The following is a 22,594-nucleotide window of genomic DNA, read 5'->3' on the forward strand; positions in this document are numbered from 1 at the left end:
TAGTAGAATAATCTCTTTTCATAATGAAATAAAACATTACATTTTGTGGTTTTTTTATAATATATAAGTGCTTAATTATTATCGTTTTATCAAGCGACATATCAGCGATAATTTATGTCTATCTCTGCACTTATCGCATCTATATATCTTTTTTGTTCTAAAGACTTAAGATTTTTTTGTCCTAATTCTTCTGTAATTTTAAGACTTTTTTTGAGTTATGATATGTGATAGCGCCAGTTATTCCTACACCAATGATTCATCAGTTTTATTATAAACATATTTGACTTCTCCAAAAAGATCACCAGTATCCCATTCGCAATCATAATGGGCACATCCTAAAGGATCGCCTTCGTCTCGACCTCTTGAAGGTTTACCTTTATCTATATCTGGGTGTTCTTTTTTAATGTATGTATCCAATTTAATAGCTATTGCACTGAGTTTTTCTATTTTTCATTTTTCTTTTAATCGTATTAGTTATTGATTTTAATTGAGGAATGTTAACCTTTCTTTCGATTATTTTCATAAATGCTTCTTGAAATTCATGGGCCTCATCAATGATGATAACTCCTATATCAGTCTTTAATGTTGACTCATGTGCTGTATCGGAGTCTAAGTCATTTAATAGGGATTGAATTAGTTGTCTATGATTAGTTATTACTAATTGGACGAACATGAGGTTTGATATAAATAATTGGATCATTCACTTTATATTTACTATTTCTATTAAAATACAAATCTATTATCATTGCTCTTATCTACGGATACGTATCGATTAATAAATTAAAAGCACCTAAAAAATTTTCCTTTGCAATATGAGCCATCGAAAAAAATTACCATCGGAAAAGATTCCCTACGGTAATTTTTTAATTTATTATAAGGGATTAGAGCTCTATAGCCCATTATCATTTCAAATTCGTCCTTTTATAAACAGCTTTTTCCAAATCTATAGATGTGCCTCCTGCCAAATCCAAATTGCAGTTCTATATTTGATATATTTATTTCACTCTTCCTTTATTGCAATCAGAAGTATCACATCCTAACTCTTCTAATGATACAAGGAAGATTTATCCTCTATAAACCTAATTCTTCTCCCCAAATTGAAACTTTTTCTAGATGATATGTTAATAATTCGCAACCAGAACGGTTATTGAATATTCTTCGTAACTGAGTATGCAGTCCCTTTTCTAATGTTCTCTGTAAATACGCCATTTTATAAAGATCAATTGGAGCTGTTTTAAATTCAATCCCATACTTCTGCATTTGCTTTGTATATAAATTCACACAATGTGTGCGAATCTCTTCTGCATTGCTCTGCCAATCTTTTCTAAAGCCTATTAATATTTCAACTAAAACAACCATATCAAACCAGACGGGTCCGTATTTAATAGACTCCCAATCGATAAACTGAATATTCCATGGAGCATCTAGTGTCACATTATTACTACATATATTTTGCATATGAAGGTCTCCATGTGTTATAGATGAACCGTTTTCAAATAGTTCTGGAAAAAAATCCGGTCCCTTCTGACACAGTTTTATTAGCGATTTATGATAGGGTTTAATGGTCTCACTTAACCTATCGTCTTTCACCGCATCATCGAGGAAAGTAATCGTTCTTCCAATGTATTTAGATCGACCACTTCTCATTTTGCTTGATTCATAAATGGGGAGCCATTCATTCCAAATATTTTTATATTTTTTCAAATTGTCTTCAAATGTGTGTGCGTGAAGTTTGGCAACAGTGGGGATAATATGTTCTAAATGTTTTGGGGAGAAAGTAATCTGGCCGCGTACTTGCTGGACAAACTCCATGAATATCCAGGTCTCAGTTCCTTTTTTTTCAACATAATATATTTGAGGAAGAAACTCTTTCAATATAGGATACGCTCTTTGATATACTTGAATCTCTACTTCATTTCTGTAGCTTGTTGAATTATATACTTTTAAAATAATGGGATATTTTTTCATTTTTCTTTGAAGAAATAATTTGTAGATACTAGTTCTTGTTGTTGATTTCAGGCATTCAATGTTAGCAAAATCTATTGATACCCTTTGACCCATTGAATAAGAGATTTTCTCTGAAATTCTAGACTTCTTTAAATAATAGGATAATTCTTTTGCTTCATACAATGATTTCATTCCTTTCATTTTCGTTTCCATGCATTCCTCAAATGAGACCATGCGCTTCTAATAAATGGCATCGGATCGTCCCACGCAAAAAGAGCGAACTCTTTTTTTCCTCGCAAGCCTTCATAAAAATCTTGCCATGTCATTTCAGCTCTTTTTTTCTTGTCACGGAACGTTAAATAATACCGCACAAGATAAATCCATTTGATACCGTCTCTTTGTTTAAGTCTTGGCGCTGGGTTTTGCTTGGTTAAATATAAATAATACATATAAACAAAATCGATGCCTGCAGATTCTGTTAAGCTATGGGTTAACCAAAAACGGGGGTTGATTTCAATAAACTTATAAACATTATCTCGCGGGTCCTTTTTAAACTCTGCCATGCCAATACCTTTAAGTTGTATTTTTTTAAAAAGAGGTAAACATACATCCACTAGTTCTGGAATCTGTTTACTAACAATATGAGCTCCTGTTCCAAAGTCAGCTGGAAATTGATGGTTCTTTTGCAAAGAAAATAATGCTAATAGCTCCATATTGTCGTCATAAAAAGTAGCCACTTTATAAAAATGCTGATTGTCTCCAGGAATGATTTCCTGAGCGATGAGCTTTCCATGCTGTCGGTACAATTCATACTCATTTCTTAGTTGATCTGGATTTTTTATAAATATAGCCTTTTTATTTATTTTTTTTCGAAACTTATGGCCCAAAGTCGGCTTTAATATACATGGAAAACCGAGGTTCAAAATTGCTTCTTCTAACTGTCCTTTATGTTCAATCACATATGTTTTCGGGCATGGAATATTATGCTTCACAGCCAGTTCATACATTTTATGTTTATCTAGTATTGTTTCAATTAATGAATGCTCAGGAAACAAAAATAAATAGTAGTTAGACAGCTCCGCTCGATATTTTGAAATAAATACCACATAATCATCCGCACCTGTATACAAAACTGGTTTCAATTTTAATTCTTTAGCCAAGTGGATTAAAAAAGTTAATAATTCCTTTTCTTCCGATAAAGGACTTGGACATACTCCGCATGAAGCAAGGCGTGATCTCCCTATCTTATAAGGCCCCTCTACATCAAACGCATAAACTTTAATTCCTTTTCTCGCTAAACTTCTAATAATTCCAACTCCATTGGCACTTAAGTCCAGTACAACTGCACTGTGTTCATGATACATAGAATCCTTCCTCACTTAAATATCTTTGTAGATTTTTTCGATATGAGCTACCATTGTCTCTCTAGTTAAATATTTTTTAGCGAAGTTTCTTGCATTTTCACCTAACTGCTCCCGATATTGCTGGTTTTCAATAACAAGCTTTAATGCGTGTTTTAGTTTATTTACATCTCCTACATCTACTAGAATACCTGTTTCCTCGTGATGCACTAATTCAGGTATTCCTCCCGATGTTGTCGAAATGACACAAGCTCCACTATGCATGGCCTCAATAATAGAAATAGGCAGACTATCATTTAGAGTTGGAAGTACAAAAATATCGGTTTTACTTAAAATGTTTGGTACATCATCTCTTTCCCCTAAAAACTCCACCATGGAAAGATTCAAAGAAGCAACTTGCTTTTCTAACGCATCTCTCATCTCGCCATCTCCGGCAATAAGCACCTTAATGTTTTCAGTATATTTCCTTTCCATCTGTGAAAGTGCATCAAATAATAATTTATGACCTTTTCTTGGTCCTAATCTTGCTACACATGTAATAACGATTTTTTTCTGTGCCAATGTATTTTTTACATCATACTTCTCAGGATAATCAATACCCGTAAGCACAGTTGTCATTTTCTCTTGCTTTGCCCCCAGTTGCATTAACGGTTGACGAAATGAATCACTGAGAATAATAAGATGATCGGCACATTCAATAGCTTTACTTTCTATTGTTTTATAATAGGCTTCTTCTAGTGAATCTTTTTCAAATATACCAAATTTCACCCGGTTAAAAGTAAACATCCCATGGGGTGTAAATAGCAAAGGTTTCCTATAAAGTCGATTGATTCTTCCCAATATATTGGCTGTAAACAAATCTTGCGCATGAAAAACATCATATTTTTTTAATTTGATATTTTTAAGCAGCATCATTTCGTAGATATACATATGTCTGCAATTTCTCACAATCGTGGTATTATAGCTTCCATAACGTGCATAAAAGAAATTTCTCAATTCTGGAACAACCTTTTTACGCATGTTTTTTACTTCGCTCGTAAGAAATTGATTAGGAGATATAATATCGACTTTATGGCCCAATTTTTTTAAACCTTCACTAAGTGCTGTAATATAATTAGATAACCCCCCCGTATGAGGATAATCCCAAAACGTAGCAATTAATATAGAAAGTCTTCTTTTCTTTGAAGTCACCTTTGGCTTTGCACTTACATATCGTTCTCTCGTTTCATTTTTGTTTTTGGATGATGAAGGTGAATGCATTCCAAAATATTTATCTATCGCTTCGATTAAATAGGAATACGGAAACATACTCTCCTTTCTCATTGCCAAATCCTCCTTATCACTTCGAACGCTTCAGCGTATGGTACGCCAATCGTCATGCCCCTAACCCTTCCTAAATGCTGAACGCCTTCATACGAACGAGGATGAGGAAAATCTCTCATTTCTACATCATAATGTTTGAGCGCCGCAATCTTTGAATCCATTTGATCTGTAATATTAACAAAATAATTAGGTTTGAAAACTTTATCATTTGTATAGACATTCCACTCACTAGAGGAAACCGTTTCAAACGTAATTAATTCTATCGGTTTTCGTTTAGGTAGAGGTCGCGTTGCGGTCAAAACCGCTTGAAAGGTAATTAGATGATCAATGTTGACATCTCCATAATGGTGGGTGAAAATTTTACTTGGTTTATAGTTCTGTATTAATTTTTCTAATTCTTTCGTTAATTGATGCAACGGAATTAATTCCAATTCTAAATTAGCATGATTGAGGAATATCACTTCTTCAATACCAATTTCGTTATTTGCTTGCCTGCTTAGTTGATGTATCCGATCCGCTTCCTCCTTTCTTCCTGAAGCAATAATTATTGAAATAACTCGATGGCCATTTTCCACTAATCTTTTTAAAGTCCCTCCAGATCCTAATAACTCATCATCGGGGTGAGCACCAATAACTAAAACACACTCTCTCATAACTCTTATCCCTCCCTATACGAACTAATGTATGAATGGTGCGACAAAAAGAAACTGGCATTAGCGGATATACCGCTTCATTGTTTGCCATCTTTTCATACCCTTGCCAGTCTATCTCCGCCCTAACTTCTTTACTCCCCCAACACTTTTATGATATAAGGGGTACTACCCCATGCCCATCAAGCTAACCGAGTAAATTACTAGATATGAAACGATCCTTGTTTTAACACTAGTAATTGATAGAAAAGTAGGCATGCTAAAGAAGCCTATTAAAACGTGATTTTTTCGCTAGGCAGCTTGTCTATGCTTCACCGTCGTTTTGGACACAATCCCTAGAATATCAAAGACGGTCATCTTCTTATACCGATGACATTTACGACCATTCTTTTTGAGCAGCAGATAAAGACGATGCAGAATTTTTAAAAGTTCTTCTGTGCCAGCGGCTATCGCTTGAAACAGTAAAGGAAAGTAATCTTTAATCATATAAATCGCTTTGTATTCACTCAGTTCCTGCTTTTTCTTTTCAAGCAGAAACTGTCGCATTTGAAACATCGTAGAAGAACAGAGGAAAATGCCGATGAGTTGTCCATATAAATGCCACTCTAGGCGTTCTCTTTTAATATTTTTACATTCATCAATTTCAAAAAATGACTTCCACGTTTTAAACAAAATTTCAATCTTCTATTCTTATTTTTCTACTTTACTTATGTAATGGTTTAGACTAATGAATAGTTTTTATTTAGAAAAAGCAAATGTACCTACTGTTAAAATAAAGAGGAGAAAACTTAATAAACCGTAGCGTTCATGTAATCTCTAGGAGTGTAAACCATGAAGTTTTTCAAAAAAATAATCATTTTTCTTAATAAACTAAAGAACAAATGGAAAGAAGATGATTATGAAGGCATATCTGATTATGAGAGGGAACTTATAGAAAAAATTCCAACCCAAAATCCATATGGACTAATAGGGATGGTTATGGGTGGAGTTTCATTTATATTCGGTTACGCATTTGTAATCATCCCCATATTCACAATTATTTTTTGTATAGTAACTTTCTTTACTTTTGACAAGGAAAAAGAAGATAATCCTATGACTTTCGTTGTGGGTATTATGTTGTCACTGTTGAGTATATGTATGTATGTATATTCAGGGAGACTCTCACCAAATAGAACCATAAATAGCTGATAACAATGAATATATTAATGTGTCCCTTCAGAAGTACCGGAGGGGCTTTTCAGTTTATATGTGCCAATCTATTGAAAATGTTATCAAAAATGTAAGCGAAAAGTTATAAAATCCGACTAATGGCTATTCCTAAAATAAGAAACCACTTATACAATTTAAATCCCTTTCACTTTACGTAAAATTCGCTCAACTACTCGGGATATACCAAATGAATTTTGTAAATAATAAGATTGTTAAACAAGAAATTGAGGAGGACTTGTATGCTGAATCATAACAAAGCTAAAGAAAATTCGGGTTCTATTTTGAAACCTGATTTTGTTGGAACTGATGCAAACAAAGTAAAACAAGAAATTCAAAAAGATGTAAGTGAAGGACAAGGGGCAATGACTTCCCGAGAGGCAGGAGCAATGCGAGATTAAGAAAACACCTTGAGTGGTTCTTTTATTCTTCTGCTTCAAAATTTCAATTTGTAATTAAGTTTAAGACAAAAAGGAATTGAGTGGTTCAGACTCAATTCCTTTAGTAAAGCCTTTTGTAAACGAATACATTTGTAAGAGAATCCGGCTTTGTGTAGGGTTCTTTTACTTTGCTTGCAACATGAAATATAGAACCTTATATGCCATTTTCCTTGTTTTGGGAGTATTTGCCTTTATTAGCTTGATGACGATAGGGGTACTGCCCGCAAAAAGAGAGAGAAAATAAGCTTGTATTAAGATTTACATGTATATTTATTCATTTTTATAATGAATTTTAGAAGGGAATAATTAAGAAGCCAAATGAAAGTTTCAATATAAAAACGTTATACACAGGATAATCTGTTTTTTATCGATGTTCCGCCCATCTATTATAAACAGAAGAACGTATATTTTTCACATAGTTCAGAAAATCTTGTGATAGTCCAAATTTCTTAAACCCTTTTAACAACTTCGTAGGAACCTCACTATTTGAAGTAAAAGCTCTTTTATGGTCAATGACTTTTAACTGGCCTTCTTCATTTATTAACACATGTCTTACTTCCGTGTCCCACCTAGTAAATCCAATCTTTTTTAATTCATCCAACATTATTAATATCCTTTCAGTTAGTTCTTCTGTAATTTGTTTTTCTTTTTTCAAGTGACGTGCAAGTGAAATTCCTTGTATATACTCCATGATAATATAATTTTCTCCATATCCATAAAGTCTTGGAATAATAGGTGATGATTGCCCAATTACTAGAGCTCTCAACTCTTTTTTTTGAGTTTCTTCCAGGAAAAATATTTTTACGCATTTATCATGGCTTAATTGGTATACTTCTCCATCTTTTCCGTCTCCAATGAGCTTATATTCCACTAAATCTCTTCTACTTATTTTTCTTTTATTAAAGTATTTGTTCATTTTATAGCTCCTTCATAAGTTTTTCTTGATTTTGCAGTAGTCTCATCTCACATTCTATGATTCATCACTTACATATGTAACCTAGACCAGTATGTATTTTTATTTGAATAACTATTTTTGTAATGTTTTTTGTATCGAGATTTTTAAAAACAATTTCATATCAAGATGTTACTTTCTCTTTAAAGATAATATTTTGCTTTTGATTTCAGACCACTAGGATTTCTTTTATATTTTTTAAATTTTATCTGAACCCCTTCGCTAATCTCATGTTTCGAAAAACTATAATTATTACCTTTCTGTATAATGTGAACTCGTCACTTTCACTATGATTAGGTATAGGGTGTGATCTCAATTGATATTCATTTTCGTATTTTAATATAATGAATTAGAGATTTTTAATAAAATGCTCATTCATTGGAAACGTACATATAATAATCATAGTCACCTCAGTATTAGTTGTTGAGTACCTTTTAAAGTACTCTTTATTTTTTCAAAGGTACTCAACATTTTCATAAAACAAACATATATTTACAGAGACAAGGCATAGGTTTTATATAGACATGTACAATTTTTGTACATTTTTTTTCATTTCAATATTAAATAAGGATTTTGTTGGTCAGCCTCTCCATTACCAATATTTACATGAATACATCCTTATAGTTTTTTGATATTTTACAAATAAATCCTTAGTATAGCTGTTGTACCAACTCCCTAAATCTATAAAGTTAGAGAGTATGATATTTGCTTCATAATTATTTTTTCTTCTTACCCTTCATATGAAAGTACATATATTAACATGAGCTGAATACATGTGTTCCTTCTATTTATTAATAAATAACGATTTTATTGATTTCCTTGAACTTTTAAACGCGACAAGCATATAATGTTCTATCACGCTTATAGATTTCCTTTTTCAAGAGTACATATTAAATATGTACTCTTTTTCTTTTGTTATTGGGACAAAGCTATTCCATGCATTTATTAGCTAAAAAATCCTTCTTTGAATGATTAACTGTAAAATTTCCCATTCACATAACCCTAAAATTGGAAATCGTACTATGATAACAAAAGAGGAATTCTATGTTTTGAAGTACATTTACAAGGAGGAATATTACATGACTGTAATCACTAAACTTAAACAAACTATTGCTGGATTAAAGAGTGCTCAAGCATGCCTAGAAGGATTTGTTCTTGATACTGATAACAAGCAAGCAAAACAATTATATATAGGTGCAGCACAACAAACTCAAGAAATTATTGAATCTTTAAATCCTCGACTTCAGCAAATTGAACAGGAAGAGCCTCAGTATAAGTAAAAACATAATACCTTTCACATAAAATATCGTTCACATGGAAGAGTGCTGAGATTAGATAACAATTATCAAAATGATGATTATAATTAATAGGCCTCACCACATCACTATTAAGATAAGAGAAATAAGTGTCCCAAAACGAAAAAATGCTTAAGTTGATAGATGTGGTGTACAAACACATCGCTATCAACTTAAGCTCATACAATGTCAATTATAGTAGAGATTGTTTCTTTTTTTAAAGGCTATGTGTAGAGAAATTAAAGATTTGTATGTGAAATAAAACATTACATATAAACTCGTATAAATTTTAGTGTACCTTTTTGGATATTGGAAAATATTTTGTAAAATATGCCCCAACTAGCAATAATACGATTGAAAATAGCCAAGTAATAATACCGCCAAAATGAAGCCAATATGCAAACAAATTTAAGGTTGCAATTAAAAAACAACAAATAGAAGTTAATGAACTTTTCAATCCTTTTATCCCTGCTCTTTTTCTCTTTTTATAAGTAACATAAATTGAGATAACCAGAGCAAGAATAATAACAATTGGTAATATAACTTCAAACAATGACATCCCCTCCAATATATTTCCACTCCACTTTATGTTACCATCTTATTCCTACGTACCTTTTTACCTTTTAGGAATCAAATCATTTTTCTCTTCTCTCCAAAAGTTAGTATAAGTTTTATTTTTAAAGTCCACATTCATCTCAGAAAACGGAAGACTTTCTCCAACTTTCAATGAATACCAATCGTTTAAAAGTGGCGATCCAAAACAAATATTCATTGTACAATCATGTAAATCAAATAATACAGAATGCAAAGTCCCAAACCATTCTTCATAATTATGTACTGTCAGCCCTGCAGGATATTCTTCTTCTACTAATCCTTTTAAAGACTCCATACTCACCTTTTCATTTCGATTTAAATGCTCATGTAAAATGTGATATCTCTTAGTTGATTGTTCTAGTCTTCTATTATTTAATTTTTGAATGGATGAACTAACCGCATGATTAGTTGATACAATAAAAGCGTGACTGTCATCTTCCATTATTGTTATTGATTTATGCCCATCAAATATTTCAATATGCGTTGCGTTTAAAGAATCAGCTACAATTATATTAATATTACTTGCAATTGGCATTTCTTCTATTAATGACTTAGCCTCTTGCACATTTTTACATTTCTCCAACACTACTCGAATTACCGCAAAACATTGAAAACCACTCACCATTGGTTTTCTTAAACCTGCAATATTTCCTACTGGTTGGCCACATGCTGAAAATGTAACAGATAATCCATGCTCGTTAACTCCTTCTGTTCGGCCAAAATATTGAGTAGAAAAACCGCTATGTGCATACGCACCTTCAACATGCGTCGAGCAAAAACGCATATCATCAATTTTTGGTGATAAATCATAATTTCTTAATACATATGTATGCTCTGAATCGGTCTTTTTAGGTAATACTGCACAATGACTACAACCTGCTTTTAATAATGTTTGATAATAATACATCATTTTTTTAGAAGGGATTTTTAATACTTCACAAAACCCTTCAATTTCTTCATTTATTCCTGGACAATATTTATTTAGTACATTTCTAGATTCTGTCCATTGGTTATCCGATATTAAATTTTCTTCCTGTATAAATTGTGGGATGAGATACGGATGTTGTTTCACGAATTCCCCTTGTTGTTTTCCAATTTCATAATGGCTTCCTCTTAACGATGAAAAATACCCCTTTACTTGATACATTATAATTCCCCCTCACGCTGAATATATCCATATCATACCAAATGAACTTTATTCATTCTTGATGTTTTTCACTATCTTCCCTTCACGTCATCCCTTTTCAAAAATCTCAACTAATAATGATTTGCTGACTAACTAAAGTCTTGTTAAGATTACCGTAATAACAGAGTTTCATAATAAATTAGTTTGATATCAAATGAGCAAAACACTACATTGAACCTACTTATACGCAATTATCTAATTCATGAAATTAAGAAAATTATTTTGAAGTAAGTGATAAATAGTCACATCGTTTCATTAAAGAGAAATAGTTTATTTATCAGAACAAAAGGAGAATATATTTATGAGTAATTGCAAACCAATTGATGAATTAACTATTGAGGACCTAAAACAAAACCCAATATGGGAATGGGCAATAGATGAAGAAAAAAACGAAGAGCATGATGAAACATGGGTGAAACCTACTACAATCACTAATTTTACAGAAGAGTTACACGGTTCAATAGTACTAGGCGAATTACTCTTAAATAATGGCGAGAAATTCCCTATGATGTGTGAAATTGATATTGAAACTGACGAGGTATTAATTAGTTCTGTTGTTTATTATAACGTAACAGAAGATGAGTATATTGCTATAGAAGATGTTGTGAAAAAGGTCAAAATACCGTTATCAATTATTATTAACCTTACAGTTAATGAAGAATCCAAAATCTTACGCTTTACTGCACATAAAGTGGATATTTATAAAAATTCAATAAAGACTAATTTAAATTAAAGTTGGTTGAAATAAATAAAGAAAATAATCATTAAGTAAAAACTGGGAAATCATAAACGGTTCCCCAGTTTTTTAACCTATACTAAATAATTCCCTTTTCCACCAATGTCTCTGCGATTTGAACGGAGTTCCAAGCAGCACCTTTTAATAAATTATCAGAAACGATCCAAAGATGGAATCCTTTTGATGTATCAGGATCTTTACGTATTCTACCTACAAATGTATCTCTTTTACCCTCTGCATATAATGGCGTTGGATAAATTTGTTCACTAGGATTATCTTGTAAAATAACACCTGGTGCATTCAGTAGTACTTCTTTAATTTCTGCAACGGTCGCTTCTTTTTCAAGCTCAATATAAACCGATTCAGAATGCCCCGATACAACTGGAACTCTGACGCAAGTAGCTGCCATTTTCAGATTTGAATCTTCTAAAATTTTCTTCGTCTCTTGAATCATCTTTACTTCTTCGAATGTGAAATCATTGTCTGTAAATATATCCACTTGCGGCAATACATTAAATGCAATTGGATAATGTTTTTTATCTTTTTTCGCAGGTAATATAGTACTCTTCACTTCTTCACCTGTAAGCATTGACTTAGCCTGTTCTTTTAATTCATGAATCGCATGAATTCCTGAGCCTGATACGGCTTGATACGTTGAAACAATAATTCGTTCTAAACCAAATGATTTTCGAATTGGCTGAAGAGCTGTTACCATCTGTAGTGCTGAGCAATTCGGAACTGCAATGATCCCTTTATGTTCCCTTAAAGTATGTGCATTTACTTCTGGAACGACGAGTGGTACATCGTGTGCCATTCGGTATTCACTTGTGTTGTCAATTACGATTGCACCACTAGAAACTGCATGATTTACATATTGTCTAGAAACTTCTCCTCCAGCACTAAAAAAGGCAATGTCTACACCTTCAAAACTAGTTGATTTTGCCTCTTGTATTTTAATCTCTCGTCCTTTAAATTGTACTATCTTACCAGCAGATCGTTTTGACGAGAGTAATGTAATTTCTTCTATATTAAATTTAGTTTCTCTCTCTAACAATGCAATGATTTTTTGTCCTACTGCACCTGTAGCCCCAACTACAGCTACATGATAGCTTTTTTCACTCATTTTTTCTCCTCCAATATCGCTTGAATGAATTTCTCCACAACTTAATTTTAAAAGAAATTTAATGATTTGAAAAATTGAAATACATGATATAATCGTTCACAAATCATGATAATAAAAGAGGTATCATTTATGGAAATGAGACATGTTAAAACATTTTGCGCCATTGTTAAATATGGTGGCTTTTCCAAAGCTGCTCATGCGTTAGGTTATGCGCAATCTACTGTTACAGGGCATATTAAAGCATTAGAGAACGATTTAAACATTCCTCTTTTCGATCGATTAGGCAAAAAAGTACTTCTTACAAAAGCAGGTCATCAATTTCATCCGTACGCATTAGAATTACTTGCTATTTATGAAAAAGCTCAAGAAATCCCTCAAAATAGTGACCATTTAGAAGGAACATTGACTATTACATCTAACGAATCATTGGCAGTGTATCGGTTACCACAATTATTACGTACTTACAAACAGGAAAATCCGAAAGTAAATATCGTACTTGAGACAAATACCAATGAGCAAGCATTGAAAAAACTACATGAAGGAGAAACCGATGTTATCTTCATAATTGGAGAAAGTATAGAGCATAATGATTTTATTACGTGCAATTTATGTAATGAAACATTTGGATGGATTTTCCCTGCTCATTTCCCTTCAAACACTGATCCACTCCTTTTATTACAAGATACTCAATTTATATTTACAGAACAAAGCTGTGGCTATAGACCAATGGTAGATCGTTTTTTACGTCAAAGCGGAAGAAATCCTAATAAAACATTTGAGACTTCCAATGTTGAAGTCATTAAACAATCCGTTATGTGTGAGTTAGGAATTTCTATTCTCCCTTACATCGTTGTACAAGAAAGTTATCAAAAAGAACAACTCTGTTTTCAGCCCATCGAAACTCCAGCCGTCATTCAAAGCCACGTAATCTATCATAAATCTAGATGGATATCACCAGTTTTACAATCGTTTCTTACATTATTAGAGAGAATAAAATAGAAAAGTAAGCGAGTAATAACAAAAATGAGTAACTGCTCTAAAAAGCAATTACTCATTTTTGTTAAAACATTTGTGTTCATAACAGTAAAGGTGTTTCAAAATCAATATGTATATTATTTATTAGCTTGTACCTCACCTGCAATTAATTTACTACCCGAATATGTACCTTTTTGTATAAAAACTTGATTAATTAATTCTTTTTGCTCCTTTTCTGACATTACTCCTTTCCCTTCTCCTAAATTCCCACTTTGCAATTTCCAAATCTTGTTGTGGTCCACATCAACCTTTTCATATTTTCCTTGTTTCCATCGTTCTAAAATATCCACATATGTACTTTTTTGTGCAACATCATTACTATTTATAATTTCAAGTAAACTTTCAATACGTTCTTGTGTAATAAAAATATAACCCCATTTTTGATCAGCTTTCGTTTTTTGATGTGCCATTTCATGTAATGCTGTCTGTATGTTCTCATCTGTCCATTTGAAATTTTTATTAAAACCACTATTCGGCAATGAGTGATTTCCATTTTCTAACAACTTTGCATCTTCGGCTTTTACATTACTATCAGCTAGCACTTCTACTGCCGGAGCGGCTGGTGATGCCTTTTTCGCAGCTGGTTTACTATTATTCAGATAATACAGCATACCATACGTTACACCTACCCCGATTACCGCCATACCAGCTATAATTCCTATTATTTTAAATAATGTTTTCATCTCGCCTGTTTCCTCCCACATAGCCCTTTTCATAATTTCTATCTATTAAAAACAGATGTAGCTTCTCTTTTTTCGCAACTTACTGCAATTCATTTTTTCATACTAATTAACATAAATATAACTATTACTTTCCAGAAATGTAGCAACTCCATCCTCATCATTACTTTTGGCAATAAATTTAGCGACGGATTTTAATTCTTCAACAGCATTGCTCATCGCTACGCCAATCCCACACTTCTCTATCATTTCCATATCATTGTAGTCATCTCCAAACGCAATTACTTCAGATACATCTCGATTTAAGTGCTGTAGAACATGCTGAATGCTATTCCATTTTGAAACATTCGTATGCATAATTTGACACAATGTTCCGTTATCTGTAATGACTGCCTTGCACTCATCAGGCAATTCCTTAGTGAACTCCTTATTTATTGAGCCATTAGTACAAACAATTACTTTAGAGGCTTTTTCAAAGTTTAATTCTCTTATATCCATGACTTCACACGGCACATTACCAAAATAATCAGTAACATCAAAATTTGAGTACAGCTTATCATTTATTTCAAGACAAATCTGATGAAGATTATACTTTTTTGCTATTTCTATGATTTCTAAAATATCATTTTTAGAAATCTTCATTTCATATAAAATATCATTACCTTTAAGAACTAGAGCTCCGTTATAACAAATGATAATCTCATTCTTTAACACGTTGGGAATATACTGATTTATAGCTCTTGGAGGCCTTGCCGTAGCAAAAATCAATTCGTCTCCATTATTTTTACATTCCCTCAAAATATTAATAGATTTCTCTGAAATTGTTTTATCACTTCTTAATAAAGTCCCATCAAGATCTGAAATAATAATCTTTTTCATGCTTATATTTATTCCTCCTTCACAAGTTATAACTCGAAGCATCGATTATTTGTTGAACCAATCGAGCTTTTACGGGTAGTTGACCTCCGCTGAATTTTGAGTCTAATTTCCTGCAAATAGCGGAATTCATTTTCGTTTATTGCATATTTTCTATTTCCTGAATCATATATGCATTTCCTTATATTGTATTTCTTTTCTTTGTAAATTGAAAGATTATTCCGTCAAAAAACACAGTCTTTTTCAAATGCTAATTCCACTCTAAGCATTTCGTTTTAAATTTATAAAAATATATGCTAGCCTAAAATTTAAAGGAGATGAATAAATATGAGTTTATTGTATGGCGGTTTAACATTTTTAAACTTTGATGAAACTATCTACACTTTTAAAATGTATTCATTCTCTCATTATGAATAATTCTGTTTATGGTATCGATGTTTGTGGTGAACTACCAGTTTATCCTTCTCAACTCTTTCTACCTAAATATACAAATGCTATTAAGAAAAATGAAAAATCAAACTTACAAATATTAAAATCAATATATAAACTCACATATTCAATATGCATAAAAAACAACGAGTACCTTATAAGGCACTCGTTGTTTTTTATGCACGGTTCTCTTTTAACCACTTCGTAATGGCATTTAACCTCGAAACCTCAAAACGTCTTTCTTCACACACGTTCAAGCTGTTTAAACTTTTCACAATTTCTAATTCATTCGACTTTACACTTTTCGCTTCAATCAATTTACAGTACCCGTCCGTTATGGTATTTAAATTTTCATAATAACGCTGAAACGATTTTGATATATGTAAATGCTTTTCAAAGTTTCTTCTTCTTTTCGTCTCATCAGATTCTTTCCTTTTTCGAAGTTCTTCATCATTCGTGTACAAATAAAAATATTGATCCGGAAAACCAATTTCCCTATTTATCATCTTTTCTTTATAAAAGTTTTCTATTAAAGATAACGGTTGATTAAATATATCAAAATGAAAGCACCAATTATAACTAAGTGGCTGATATATGTCCCCATCAAGTATTACTAAATTATATTGCTGTGATTTCTGCATCGCTATATTCCAGCGCTCTACTTGTTTTTCAAAATACCATGTATTATGTTCATTTTTTGGTCTTTCAAATAAAAAATTCACTTCAGGTATAATGTATGCACCATAATTTTTTTCTAGTTCACGACATGTGCTACTCTTACCAACAGCACTCGCTCCCTCAAACGCTATAATCCCCATAGTTTCTCCCACTTTCATTAACTAAAATCTCGTTGTTTCGCTCTTCTCCCCCATAACTGTCTCCATAAAACAATTGAAGCGATAGAAAGCATTATTGTTGTAATAATACTACCTTCAATCCCAAATGAGCCTCCATGAAGGACTTCATTGCCATTTGTTACAGGTTTAAAAAGTGGTGTAGAATATATCGTCATGCCACTAACTGCAAAACCAAAGACGTTATATTGTGCCCAATTCCAAACGGAATGCCATGCGCAAATCCCCCAAAGACTACTGTCCTTTAATACGTAAAAAGCTGCAAATACACCAACTAATATTATATTCGATATCGAAAGAATTGTAATACCTGGATTAAGTAAATGAAGAAAACCAAATAAAAAAGACGTCACAACAATCCCAATCCATATACGGCTTCTAACAGAGAGAACTGGGAATAACCAACCTCGTACAACAATTTCTTCAGTTGCACCTTGTATTAAAAATGCAACTAAAGATCCTACAATACCCAATATAGCGGTTTCCGTAATTTCTTGCATTTGTAATTTCACATTACCTGTTAATAAGAGCAAAATTACTGGTATTGAGATGAAAACAAACCCTATTAAAGCACCTCTCAAATATTTTCTAATCCATTGATCTTTCCAAAAACCAATTGATGAAAATGATCTTTTCTCTACAAATCTAATCCATAAAAAAACAAAAAATATAGCTCCGCCAAACGTTAATATCATCTCAATATTGCTATAAATTGCCTTCATAAAGGTTGTTTCTGTTTTCGGTAAAAACAGCATAAATAACATAAATAATTCACCTAAAGTCAAAAATACAATAGCAAGTATAACAGCGAAAACAGGATGAACTTTTCTTCTCCCTTCTTTTGCTGCTTCAATTATTTTAAATTGTTTATTTAGCAATATTCTATCCTCCTTATTATTGTGATCATCTGTATTCTTAAAATATATATACCGTTTCCCTTAAACATACTTTTTAATATAAATGATTTCTGTTTGGAATAAATTCAGATTAGGAATAATATATAAATAAAAGAGATGTCTTTGTGTCTTTTACCATTATCGCCCAAATCATTCACTGGTATTACCAGCACTTGCTATTTCCCACCATTTGTTGTAAGATAGTAATTAAGGTCAATTTAACAATATATTTTCTTTGCATATTATCAAGTATCAATCAGGAATGTTTTGTACTCCTTATGGATTTTTGATAATATGTGAACTTTTATTTTCAATCGAATAAGGCCGATCATATTGTAATCTTTTTAAATTTTAGGAGGCATTACCATGACATTAACAGGTAAAGTAAAATGGTTTAACAGCGAAAAAGGTTTCGGTTTCATCGAAGTTGCAGACGGTAGCGACGTATTCGTTCACTTCTCAGCTATCACTGGCGACGGCTTCAAATCTCTTGACGAAGGTCAAGAAGTTAGCTTCGAAGTTGAAGACGGTAACCGCGGACCTCAAGCTAAAAACGTTGTAAAGCTATAATTCAAACAATAAAAAGGTTGTTACCAGCTCGGTTAACAACCTTTTTAATATATAACTAAAATTTTTTACATAAAAGGAGTGGTTACATGTATCGCAATCGAAAGAACGATGTAGCAGAAGTACCACCAGAACAAACCCCTGTTTGGGAATGTGAATCAGAGGATTGTTTAGGATGGATGAGAAAGAACTTTTCATTTGAAGAAGAGCCTAAATGCCCTTTATGTAAAAGTAGTATGAAAAGCGGAGAACGTTTATTACCTAAAATAGGTTGATTTTTACAAGCCCCTCTTATTTAAAATAAGAGGGGCTTTTTATTAATAATGAATACCCTCTACATCTGTTCGTACAATAGAATACATTAATGCATCATGTTGTTTATTTCCTTGATGAATGTATCCACGTAACAGCCCTTCTTGTTGAAAACCTAATTTAGATAACATATTACACGAAGTTATATTTTCAGGATATGTAATAGCTCCAATTCTAAATAAACCTAAATCTCGAAATCCATAAGTAATAATTTCTCGAGCAGCTTCAGAAGCATAACCATTCCCCCAATAACGAGGATGCAAATCATATCCAATCTCTGAGCGTTTACTCCAAAGTTGTAAATTATTTAATCCAATTGTTCCTACTAAAGTATTTGTGTCTTTTAATACAATCCCCCAACGCATTGCCTTTTTCTCAAAGTAATTTTTCGAAAAAGATTCAATCATACGTGAAGCTTGTCCAAACTCAGTAAAAGAATTCATACCGTAATAACACGTTACCTCATCCAATGAGAATATTTCATATATTTTTTGACAATAAGATTGTTCTATTTCAACTAAGCGCAAGCGTTCCGTTTCTAATATAGGAAATGCCATAACCATAGGATCACTCCTTTCTCTCTACTAATTTATTATAGCAGAAAAAGTATTTATAATTAGGAAAGTCCTCAATGTCCCACAAATCAAACATTTCTAGCGACGCTTTTCCTCATTTTCTATTTATATGCAACTAACGCCCAATCGTCAAATAATTTTTGTGTCGCCTCAAAGGTACGTAACACTCCTAATCCATCCAGTTATCCCTTTCTACTCTTCACTATGAAAATAGATTGTTTATTCATCATCTACATCACTCCACTCGACATATCATTCTATATAATTTCGGTGTATTTTTAATATCCCCTCTAAAAAACACTCCTGATTCATACATTCATGTTAAAATATAGAAATAGAAAATTCCTTTTCTCTTGGAGGTGCTTAAACTTTATGTATATTTTCATTGGCTTATCCCTCTTGCTCATTTTACTCATTTTTTTATTCGCAAAAAAATTCACGCCAAACTCATTTATGATGACTAGTTTTAAAGGAAATAGCTTTAAGACATTTTCAGTTAGTATATTAATCGCTGCCACACTCTCTCTTTCATACGGAATGTATCACGCAGCAACATATCAACCTAGGTATTTAGATATTAAATTGCAAAATCAAAATTTTACTGTTTTCGGTAATGTTGGTGAGTTTGGTTATTTCTCAAAAGAATTACTAAAAAAAGATGCAGAAGTTGAACTGTATTTTGTCTCTTGGGAAACAATACAATTAAATAATCCAGAAATAATAGTAGACTATCCTTCAGGCAAACAGGAAACATGGAAGCCTAATATAACAATAATACCTACAAATAAATTACAAGAAGAACATAATATTAAAGAACTTTATCAACTCTCACCATACTCCTTTGAAGAATCCGGAAAAATAACATTAACTATTAAAGAGAATAAAGCCAATCATAAAAAGCTTTCAATTAATGTGAAATAATTACAAATAAAATGTCCCTCCAACATAATGGAGGGACATTTTATTTACATATGTATTCAATATTATTATTTTGACTGTTCATTCAATGTCGCAATTATTTCATTGGCAGTATTCTTTCCGTTTCCAATACAAGCACCAATTCCTACACCGTAATATGAAGCTCCAGCTAAGTATATATTAGGATGCAGAACGGCCAATTTTTCTTGTAATGATTGAACAGCTTGATTATGTTCCAAATGATATTTCGGCATTAAATCTTTCCAATTTGTAACTTCAATTACTTCTGGTTCACCTTGAATTCCAAGACTCTTTTCAATATCATATAAAGCTACTCGTACTAATTCCTCTTCACTATAACTTTTGATCGTTTCATATACTGGATTAGTGCTCTTATAAAACATTCTTACTAATAGCTTTTGTTTACCCGATGTATGTTTCCACTTCCTGCTTGTCCATGTGCAGGCATCACAATGTAAATCACTGTTTTCCGTTACGATAAAACCTGTGCCGTCAGCCGGTAGTTGTTCATCTAGTATGTCAAAACCTAAGTAAATACTTATAAGTGATGAATTTTTAAATGTATTAAAATGCTCATTTAACTCATTAGACTGTAATAAAGTTTGTGCGATATCATGCGGAGCTGCTAAAACGACAGAATCAGCTTGTATTGTCTCATGATTTGCAAAAGAAATCTCATATCGATCACCTTTTTTACTTACAGCTGTCGTTACAACACCTTTTTTAATGACAGTCTCAGTCAGCACTTCTTCTAGGCGATTAATAATCGTAGATAATCCACTTTTAAATGATACAAACTTTTTATTTCCTGCTGATTGAAATTGTTTTTTATTCTCTTCAAAACCTTTAATAATACTTCCGTATTTATTTTTATACTCAAGTAAATACGGTAATGTAGATGCCATAGTAAGCTCGTTCAATTTACCAGAATATACACCTGAAAGTACAGGCGCAATTTGTCTTTCCACTAACTCTTTCCCTAAAAAGCTTTCTAAAAATACAGCAAGTGATGTATCCTTTGTAAACTCTTTATTTTTCGTAATAAAATCTTTTAAAGCAACGATTTTCCCTTTTTTTGAGACTAGCGTACTGCTAAATAATGATTCAACACTCATAGGAATCCCAAATATAGTGTCAGCAGGAATTGGATGTAATATATTATCAGCGTATATGTAAGAAATACCTGTCTCGTTATATACCATTTCATTTTCTAAATTTAAATCTTTTACAAGCGGCAAAACATGTTCATTACGAGCTACGATTGAATCTGCTCCTGATTCCAGGATAAAATCCTTTTCTTCCACACTGTGGATTTTACCACCTAAATACTCTTCTTTCTCAATAAGAATTAAATTTAAATCTATATTATAATCCTTCTTTAATTTTTCTAAGTAAAACATAGTAGAAAGTCCAGTAATACCTCCACCGATGACAACGACTGTTTTCATATTTGCTGCGCTCCTAACCGATACAATTAATAAATCCTATTATATTATACCCAAAATTCCTCATATTCGACTAGCAGCTTGCGCATTCTGTAAGAAATTAGACAATATATATGAATATATTTTGGGTTGATCATTATGTACTAAATGACCTGCAAACGGAATAACAGCAATATGTATATTGTTGTTTAATTGTTTAAACGTTGTAGCGGCTGTAACTTCATCTTCTGAATCTCCCCCAACAATACACAGTGTAGGTACTTGAAGATTAGCTACATCACCCGTTTCATGAAATGGGTACCAATCCTTAACTTGCCACGATTTCAGCAACCCTTTCCAATCACTTTTCACATGAATTTGATTCATATAAGTTACAACTTCTTCATTTCCCATCAACTGTTGATGACACTTTACTTCATACTCCTGAGACTCTTCCCAATTATCTCGCTCAATAGGAAAGATACTTGAAAAAGTTAATGTCCTCACTTTATCTGGATATTTTTTTGCAAATAATAAAGCGGCTATCCCCCCTAGTGAAACACCCACTATATGACAACTATTAATATGCAAATGTTCTAGTGTATCATTCAAATCATCAGCAGAGCAAAGAAAATAATTATCTAATGTACCTCCTGATTCTCCATGTCCCCTCAAATCAGGACGAATTACTTAATATTGTTTTTCTGTAAAAAATTCCACCTGTTCGTCAAACTCTACTAAACCTGTCATACCACCAGAATGTAAAAGCACAATTGGTTGCCCTTCACCTGAAATATACGTATGTAATATCATATATCTCCCTCTTTTAAAAATGCAATATTCTGTTTATTGATAGTATATCGAATATACTTTTGAATTTCCAAATAAAAAAGAACTACAACATATTCAAACCACGTCATAGTTCATTCTATCTTAAAAACATAAACCAGTTTATTAATTTGTCAATTTCTTGGCTGAGTTCTATTACTTTTTCATGTTGAAGTCCATAATTTGAGACTAGATTCAATAATTCTTCTTTTTTCAATTCAATTATTTTTTCTAACTTTACTAACTCCATGTCGTCTTTATTCGCTCCAATTTCAAAATGTATGTATTTTAGTATAGCCTACTTACATAATAAGTAAAAGTCTCATGCTAATGTAAAATCTTACATATTAAAAAAAAAAAAAATAT

23 protein-coding genes and 3 pseudogenes are annotated in these 22,594 nt (G+C 32.2%); 9 read left to right on the forward strand and 17 right to left on the reverse strand.

Annotated features, from left to right (window positions below):
- Nucleotides 1-1,071: 1,071 nt before the first annotated feature.
- The 5 genes and pseudogenes from BWGOE10_RS12465 to BWGOE10_RS12485 form a co-directional block, all read right to left on the reverse strand.
- Complete coding sequence (locus BWGOE10_RS12465; protein ID WP_070142885.1) at nucleotides 1,072-2,139, reverse strand: phosphotransferase; 1,068 nt, start codon at nucleotides 2,137-2,139, stop codon at nucleotides 1,072-1,074.
- A 5-nt stretch (nucleotides 2,140-2,144) separates the two neighbouring features.
- Nucleotides 2,145-3,311, reverse strand: coding sequence for a carbamoyl-phosphate synthase (locus tag BWGOE10_RS12470; RefSeq protein ID WP_070142666.1), 1,167 nt, complete (start codon nucleotides 3,309-3,311; stop codon nucleotides 2,145-2,147).
- Between the two features lie 15 nt (nucleotides 3,312-3,326).
- On the reverse strand, nucleotides 3,327-4,631 hold the full coding sequence (locus BWGOE10_RS12475) for a glycosyltransferase family 4 protein (protein WP_070142664.1): 1,305 nt from the start codon (nucleotides 4,629-4,631) through the stop codon (nucleotides 3,327-3,329).
- Nucleotides 4,628-5,284, reverse strand: a complete 657-nt coding sequence (locus BWGOE10_RS12480) for a PIG-L deacetylase family protein (protein WP_070142662.1) — start codon at nucleotides 5,282-5,284, stop codon at nucleotides 4,628-4,630. Before BWGOE10_RS12480 ends, BWGOE10_RS12475 begins: the two co-directional genes overlap by 4 nt.
- A 288-nt stretch (nucleotides 5,285-5,572) precedes the next feature.
- Nucleotides 5,573-5,965 (reverse strand): annotated as a pseudogene (locus tag BWGOE10_RS12485) (IS4 family transposase); the annotation flags it as partial.
- 147 nt (nucleotides 5,966-6,112) lie between these two features.
- Here BWGOE10_RS12485 and BWGOE10_RS12490 point away from each other — a divergent pair.
- Nucleotides 6,113-6,469 carry a DNA translocase FtsK 4TM domain-containing protein gene (locus BWGOE10_RS12490; protein ID WP_100246333.1) on the forward strand — a complete coding sequence of 119 codons (357 nt, stop codon included), beginning with the start codon at nucleotides 6,113-6,115 and terminating at the stop codon, nucleotides 6,467-6,469.
- A gap of 260 nt (nucleotides 6,470-6,729) precedes the next feature.
- Entirely contained in the window at nucleotides 6,730-6,888 is a 159-nt protein-coding gene (locus BWGOE10_RS32865; protein WP_002158183.1) for a hypothetical protein, read from the forward strand.
- A 403-nt stretch (nucleotides 6,889-7,291) separates the two neighbouring features.
- Here BWGOE10_RS32865 and BWGOE10_RS12495 read toward each other — a convergent pair whose 3' ends face one another.
- Nucleotides 7,292-7,843, reverse strand: a complete 552-nt coding sequence (locus tag BWGOE10_RS12495; RefSeq protein ID WP_070142658.1) for an AarF/UbiB family protein — start codon at nucleotides 7,841-7,843, stop codon at nucleotides 7,292-7,294.
- A gap of 1,115 nt (nucleotides 7,844-8,958) precedes the next feature.
- On the opposite strand from BWGOE10_RS12495, the gene BWGOE10_RS12500 reads away from it, so the two are divergent.
- On the forward strand, nucleotides 8,959-9,159 hold the full coding sequence (locus BWGOE10_RS12500; RefSeq protein ID WP_070142656.1) for a DUF1657 domain-containing protein: 201 nt from the start codon (nucleotides 8,959-8,961) through the stop codon (nucleotides 9,157-9,159).
- 304 nt (nucleotides 9,160-9,463) lie between these two features.
- On the opposite strand, the gene BWGOE10_RS12505 is transcribed toward BWGOE10_RS12500, so the two are convergent.
- Complete coding sequence (locus BWGOE10_RS12505) at nucleotides 9,464-9,733, reverse strand: hypothetical protein (protein WP_410254630.1); 270 nt, start codon at nucleotides 9,731-9,733, stop codon at nucleotides 9,464-9,466.
- A 57-nt stretch (nucleotides 9,734-9,790) separates the two neighbouring features.
- The gene (locus BWGOE10_RS12510) at nucleotides 9,791-10,915 is read right to left on the reverse strand and encodes a C45 family autoproteolytic acyltransferase/hydolase (RefSeq protein WP_070142651.1); all 1,125 of its coding nucleotides are present in this window, start codon (nucleotides 10,913-10,915) and stop codon (nucleotides 9,791-9,793) included.
- Nucleotides 10,916-11,255: 340 nt separating this feature from the next.
- Here BWGOE10_RS12510 and BWGOE10_RS12515 point away from each other — a divergent pair, with 340 nt between their 5' ends.
- Nucleotides 11,256-11,687 carry a hypothetical protein gene (locus BWGOE10_RS12515; RefSeq protein WP_070142649.1) on the forward strand — a complete coding sequence of 144 codons (432 nt, stop codon included), beginning with the start codon at nucleotides 11,256-11,258 and terminating at the stop codon, nucleotides 11,685-11,687.
- An 82-nt stretch (nucleotides 11,688-11,769) separates the two neighbouring features.
- Here the strand turns inward: BWGOE10_RS12515 and BWGOE10_RS12520 are convergent, their stop codons facing one another.
- A complete protein-coding gene (locus BWGOE10_RS12520; RefSeq protein WP_070142646.1) occupies nucleotides 11,770-12,813 on the reverse strand; it encodes an aspartate-semialdehyde dehydrogenase in 1,044 nt (347 codons plus the stop codon).
- Nucleotides 12,814-12,942: 129 nt separating this feature from the next.
- Here BWGOE10_RS12520 and BWGOE10_RS12525 point away from each other — a divergent pair, with 129 nt between their 5' ends.
- Entirely contained in the window at nucleotides 12,943-13,812 is an 870-nt protein-coding gene (locus BWGOE10_RS12525; protein WP_070142644.1) for a LysR family transcriptional regulator, read from the forward strand.
- 113 nt (nucleotides 13,813-13,925) lie between these two features.
- Here the strand turns inward: BWGOE10_RS12525 and BWGOE10_RS12530 are convergent, their stop codons facing one another.
- Together BWGOE10_RS12530 and BWGOE10_RS12535 are read right to left on the reverse strand one after the other, a co-directional pair.
- Entirely contained in the window at nucleotides 13,926-14,531 is a 606-nt protein-coding gene (locus BWGOE10_RS12530) for a PRK06770 family protein (RefSeq protein WP_002085644.1), read from the reverse strand.
- Nucleotides 14,532-14,633: 102 nt separating this feature from the next.
- Nucleotides 14,634-15,407 carry a Cof-type HAD-IIB family hydrolase gene (locus BWGOE10_RS12535; protein WP_070142642.1) on the reverse strand — a complete coding sequence of 258 codons (774 nt, stop codon included), beginning with the start codon at nucleotides 15,405-15,407 and terminating at the stop codon, nucleotides 14,634-14,636.
- A gap of 364 nt (nucleotides 15,408-15,771) precedes the next feature.
- Between BWGOE10_RS12535 and BWGOE10_RS29980 the strand changes: the two are divergent.
- Nucleotides 15,772-15,966, forward strand: a pseudogene (locus BWGOE10_RS29980) (arginase family protein); the annotation flags it as partial.
- A gap of 43 nt (nucleotides 15,967-16,009) precedes the next feature.
- On the opposite strand, the gene BWGOE10_RS12540 reads toward BWGOE10_RS29980, so the two are convergent.
- Entirely contained in the window at nucleotides 16,010-16,669 is a 660-nt protein-coding gene (locus BWGOE10_RS12540; RefSeq protein ID WP_070142640.1) for an AAA family ATPase, read from the reverse strand.
- Nucleotides 16,669-17,565, reverse strand: a complete 897-nt coding sequence (locus tag BWGOE10_RS12545; protein WP_070142638.1) for a CPBP family intramembrane glutamic endopeptidase — start codon at nucleotides 17,563-17,565, stop codon at nucleotides 16,669-16,671. Before BWGOE10_RS12545 ends, BWGOE10_RS12540 begins: the two co-directional genes overlap by 1 nt.
- A gap of 384 nt (nucleotides 17,566-17,949) precedes the next feature.
- Between BWGOE10_RS12545 and cspD the strand changes: the two genes are divergently transcribed.
- Both cspD and BWGOE10_RS12555 read left to right on the forward strand, forming a co-directional pair.
- Entirely contained in the window at nucleotides 17,950-18,153 is a 204-nt protein-coding gene (gene cspD, locus BWGOE10_RS12550; protein WP_002012849.1) for a cold-shock protein CspD, read from the forward strand.
- An 86-nt stretch (nucleotides 18,154-18,239) separates the two neighbouring features.
- Entirely contained in the window at nucleotides 18,240-18,425 is a 186-nt protein-coding gene (locus BWGOE10_RS12555; protein ID WP_000286202.1) for a cold-shock protein, read from the forward strand.
- 42 nt (nucleotides 18,426-18,467) lie between these two features.
- Here the strand turns inward: BWGOE10_RS12555 and BWGOE10_RS12560 are convergent, their stop codons facing one another.
- Nucleotides 18,468-19,019, reverse strand: a complete 552-nt coding sequence (locus BWGOE10_RS12560; RefSeq protein ID WP_070142883.1) for a GNAT family N-acetyltransferase — start codon at nucleotides 19,017-19,019, stop codon at nucleotides 18,468-18,470.
- A 390-nt stretch (nucleotides 19,020-19,409) separates the two neighbouring features.
- On the opposite strand from BWGOE10_RS12560, the gene BWGOE10_RS12565 reads away from it, so the two are divergent.
- Entirely contained in the window at nucleotides 19,410-19,958 is a 549-nt protein-coding gene (locus BWGOE10_RS12565; protein WP_070142636.1) for a hypothetical protein, read from the forward strand.
- Between the two features lie 65 nt (nucleotides 19,959-20,023).
- Here the strand turns inward: BWGOE10_RS12565 and BWGOE10_RS12570 are convergent, their stop codons facing one another.
- From BWGOE10_RS12570 to BWGOE10_RS12580, 3 genes and pseudogenes are all read right to left on the reverse strand, one after another.
- Nucleotides 20,024-21,424 (reverse strand): protoporphyrinogen oxidase, encoded by a 1,401-nt coding sequence (locus BWGOE10_RS12570; protein ID WP_070142634.1) that lies wholly within the window; start codon nucleotides 21,422-21,424, stop codon nucleotides 20,024-20,026.
- A 60-nt stretch (nucleotides 21,425-21,484) separates the two neighbouring features.
- A pseudogene (locus BWGOE10_RS12575) lies at nucleotides 21,485-22,213 on the reverse strand (alpha/beta fold hydrolase).
- A gap of 115 nt (nucleotides 22,214-22,328) precedes the next feature.
- Complete coding sequence (locus BWGOE10_RS12580) at nucleotides 22,329-22,478, reverse strand: aspartyl-phosphate phosphatase Spo0E family protein (protein WP_070142632.1); 150 nt, start codon at nucleotides 22,476-22,478, stop codon at nucleotides 22,329-22,331.
- Between the last annotated feature and the right edge of the window lie 116 nt (nucleotides 22,479-22,594).

Origin of the sequence: Bacillus mycoides (assembly GCF_001757995.1) — a bacterium.
Classification (GTDB): Bacteria; Bacillota; Bacilli; order Bacillales; family Bacillaceae_G; genus Bacillus_A; species Bacillus_A mycoides_B.

Bases quoted from the DNA above. Each gene is read 5' to 3' on its own strand.
- BWGOE10_RS12465 (WP_070142885.1), bottom strand. From the start codon at position 2,139: ATGAAATCATTGTATGAAGCAAAAGAATTATCCTATTATTTAAAGAAG.
- BWGOE10_RS12470 (WP_070142666.1), bottom strand. From the start codon at position 3,311: ATGTATCATGAACACAGTGCAGTTGTACTGGACTTAAGTGCCAATGGA.
- BWGOE10_RS12475 (WP_070142664.1), bottom strand. From the start codon at position 4,631: ATGAGAAAGGAGAGTATGTTTCCGTATTCCTATTTAATCGAAGCGATA.
- BWGOE10_RS12480 (WP_070142662.1), bottom strand. From the start codon at position 5,284: ATGAGAGAGTGTGTTTTAGTTATTGGTGCTCACCCCGATGATGAGTTA.
- BWGOE10_RS12490 (WP_100246333.1), top strand. From the start codon at position 6,113: ATGAAGTTTTTCAAAAAAATAATCATTTTTCTTAATAAACTAAAGAAC.
- BWGOE10_RS32865 (WP_002158183.1), top strand. From the start codon at position 6,730: ATGCTGAATCATAACAAAGCTAAAGAAAATTCGGGTTCTATTTTGAAA.
- BWGOE10_RS12495 (WP_070142658.1), bottom strand. From the start codon at position 7,843: ATGAACAAATACTTTAATAAAAGAAAAATAAGTAGAAGAGATTTAGTG.
- BWGOE10_RS12500 (WP_070142656.1), top strand. From the start codon at position 8,959: ATGACTGTAATCACTAAACTTAAACAAACTATTGCTGGATTAAAGAGT.
- BWGOE10_RS12505 (WP_410254630.1), bottom strand. From the start codon at position 9,733: ATGTCATTGTTTGAAGTTATATTACCAATTGTTATTATTCTTGCTCTG.
- BWGOE10_RS12510 (WP_070142651.1), bottom strand. From the start codon at position 10,915: ATGTATCAAGTAAAGGGGTATTTTTCATCGTTAAGAGGAAGCCATTAT.
- BWGOE10_RS12515 (WP_070142649.1), top strand. From the start codon at position 11,256: ATGAGTAATTGCAAACCAATTGATGAATTAACTATTGAGGACCTAAAA.
- BWGOE10_RS12520 (WP_070142646.1), bottom strand. From the start codon at position 12,813: ATGAGTGAAAAAAGCTATCATGTAGCTGTAGTTGGGGCTACAGGTGCA.
- BWGOE10_RS12525 (WP_070142644.1), top strand. From the start codon at position 12,943: ATGGAAATGAGACATGTTAAAACATTTTGCGCCATTGTTAAATATGGT.
- BWGOE10_RS12530 (WP_002085644.1), bottom strand. From the start codon at position 14,531: ATGAAAACATTATTTAAAATAATAGGAATTATAGCTGGTATGGCGGTA.
- BWGOE10_RS12535 (WP_070142642.1), bottom strand. From the start codon at position 15,407: ATGAAAAAGATTATTATTTCAGATCTTGATGGGACTTTATTAAGAAGT.
- BWGOE10_RS12540 (WP_070142640.1), bottom strand. From the start codon at position 16,669: ATGAAAGTGGGAGAAACTATGGGGATTATAGCGTTTGAGGGAGCGAGT.
- cspD (WP_002012849.1), top strand. From the start codon at position 17,950: ATGACATTAACAGGTAAAGTAAAATGGTTTAACAGCGAAAAAGGTTTC.
- BWGOE10_RS12555 (WP_000286202.1), top strand. From the start codon at position 18,240: ATGTATCGCAATCGAAAGAACGATGTAGCAGAAGTACCACCAGAACAA.
- BWGOE10_RS12560 (WP_070142883.1), bottom strand. From the start codon at position 19,019: ATGGCATTTCCTATATTAGAAACGGAACGCTTGCGCTTAGTTGAAATA.
- BWGOE10_RS12565 (WP_070142636.1), top strand. From the start codon at position 19,410: ATGTATATTTTCATTGGCTTATCCCTCTTGCTCATTTTACTCATTTTT.
- BWGOE10_RS12570 (WP_070142634.1), bottom strand. From the start codon at position 21,424: ATGAAAACAGTCGTTGTCATCGGTGGAGGTATTACTGGACTTTCTACT.
- BWGOE10_RS12580 (WP_070142632.1), bottom strand. From the start codon at position 22,478: ATGGAGTTAGTAAAGTTAGAAAAAATAATTGAATTGAAAAAAGAAGAA.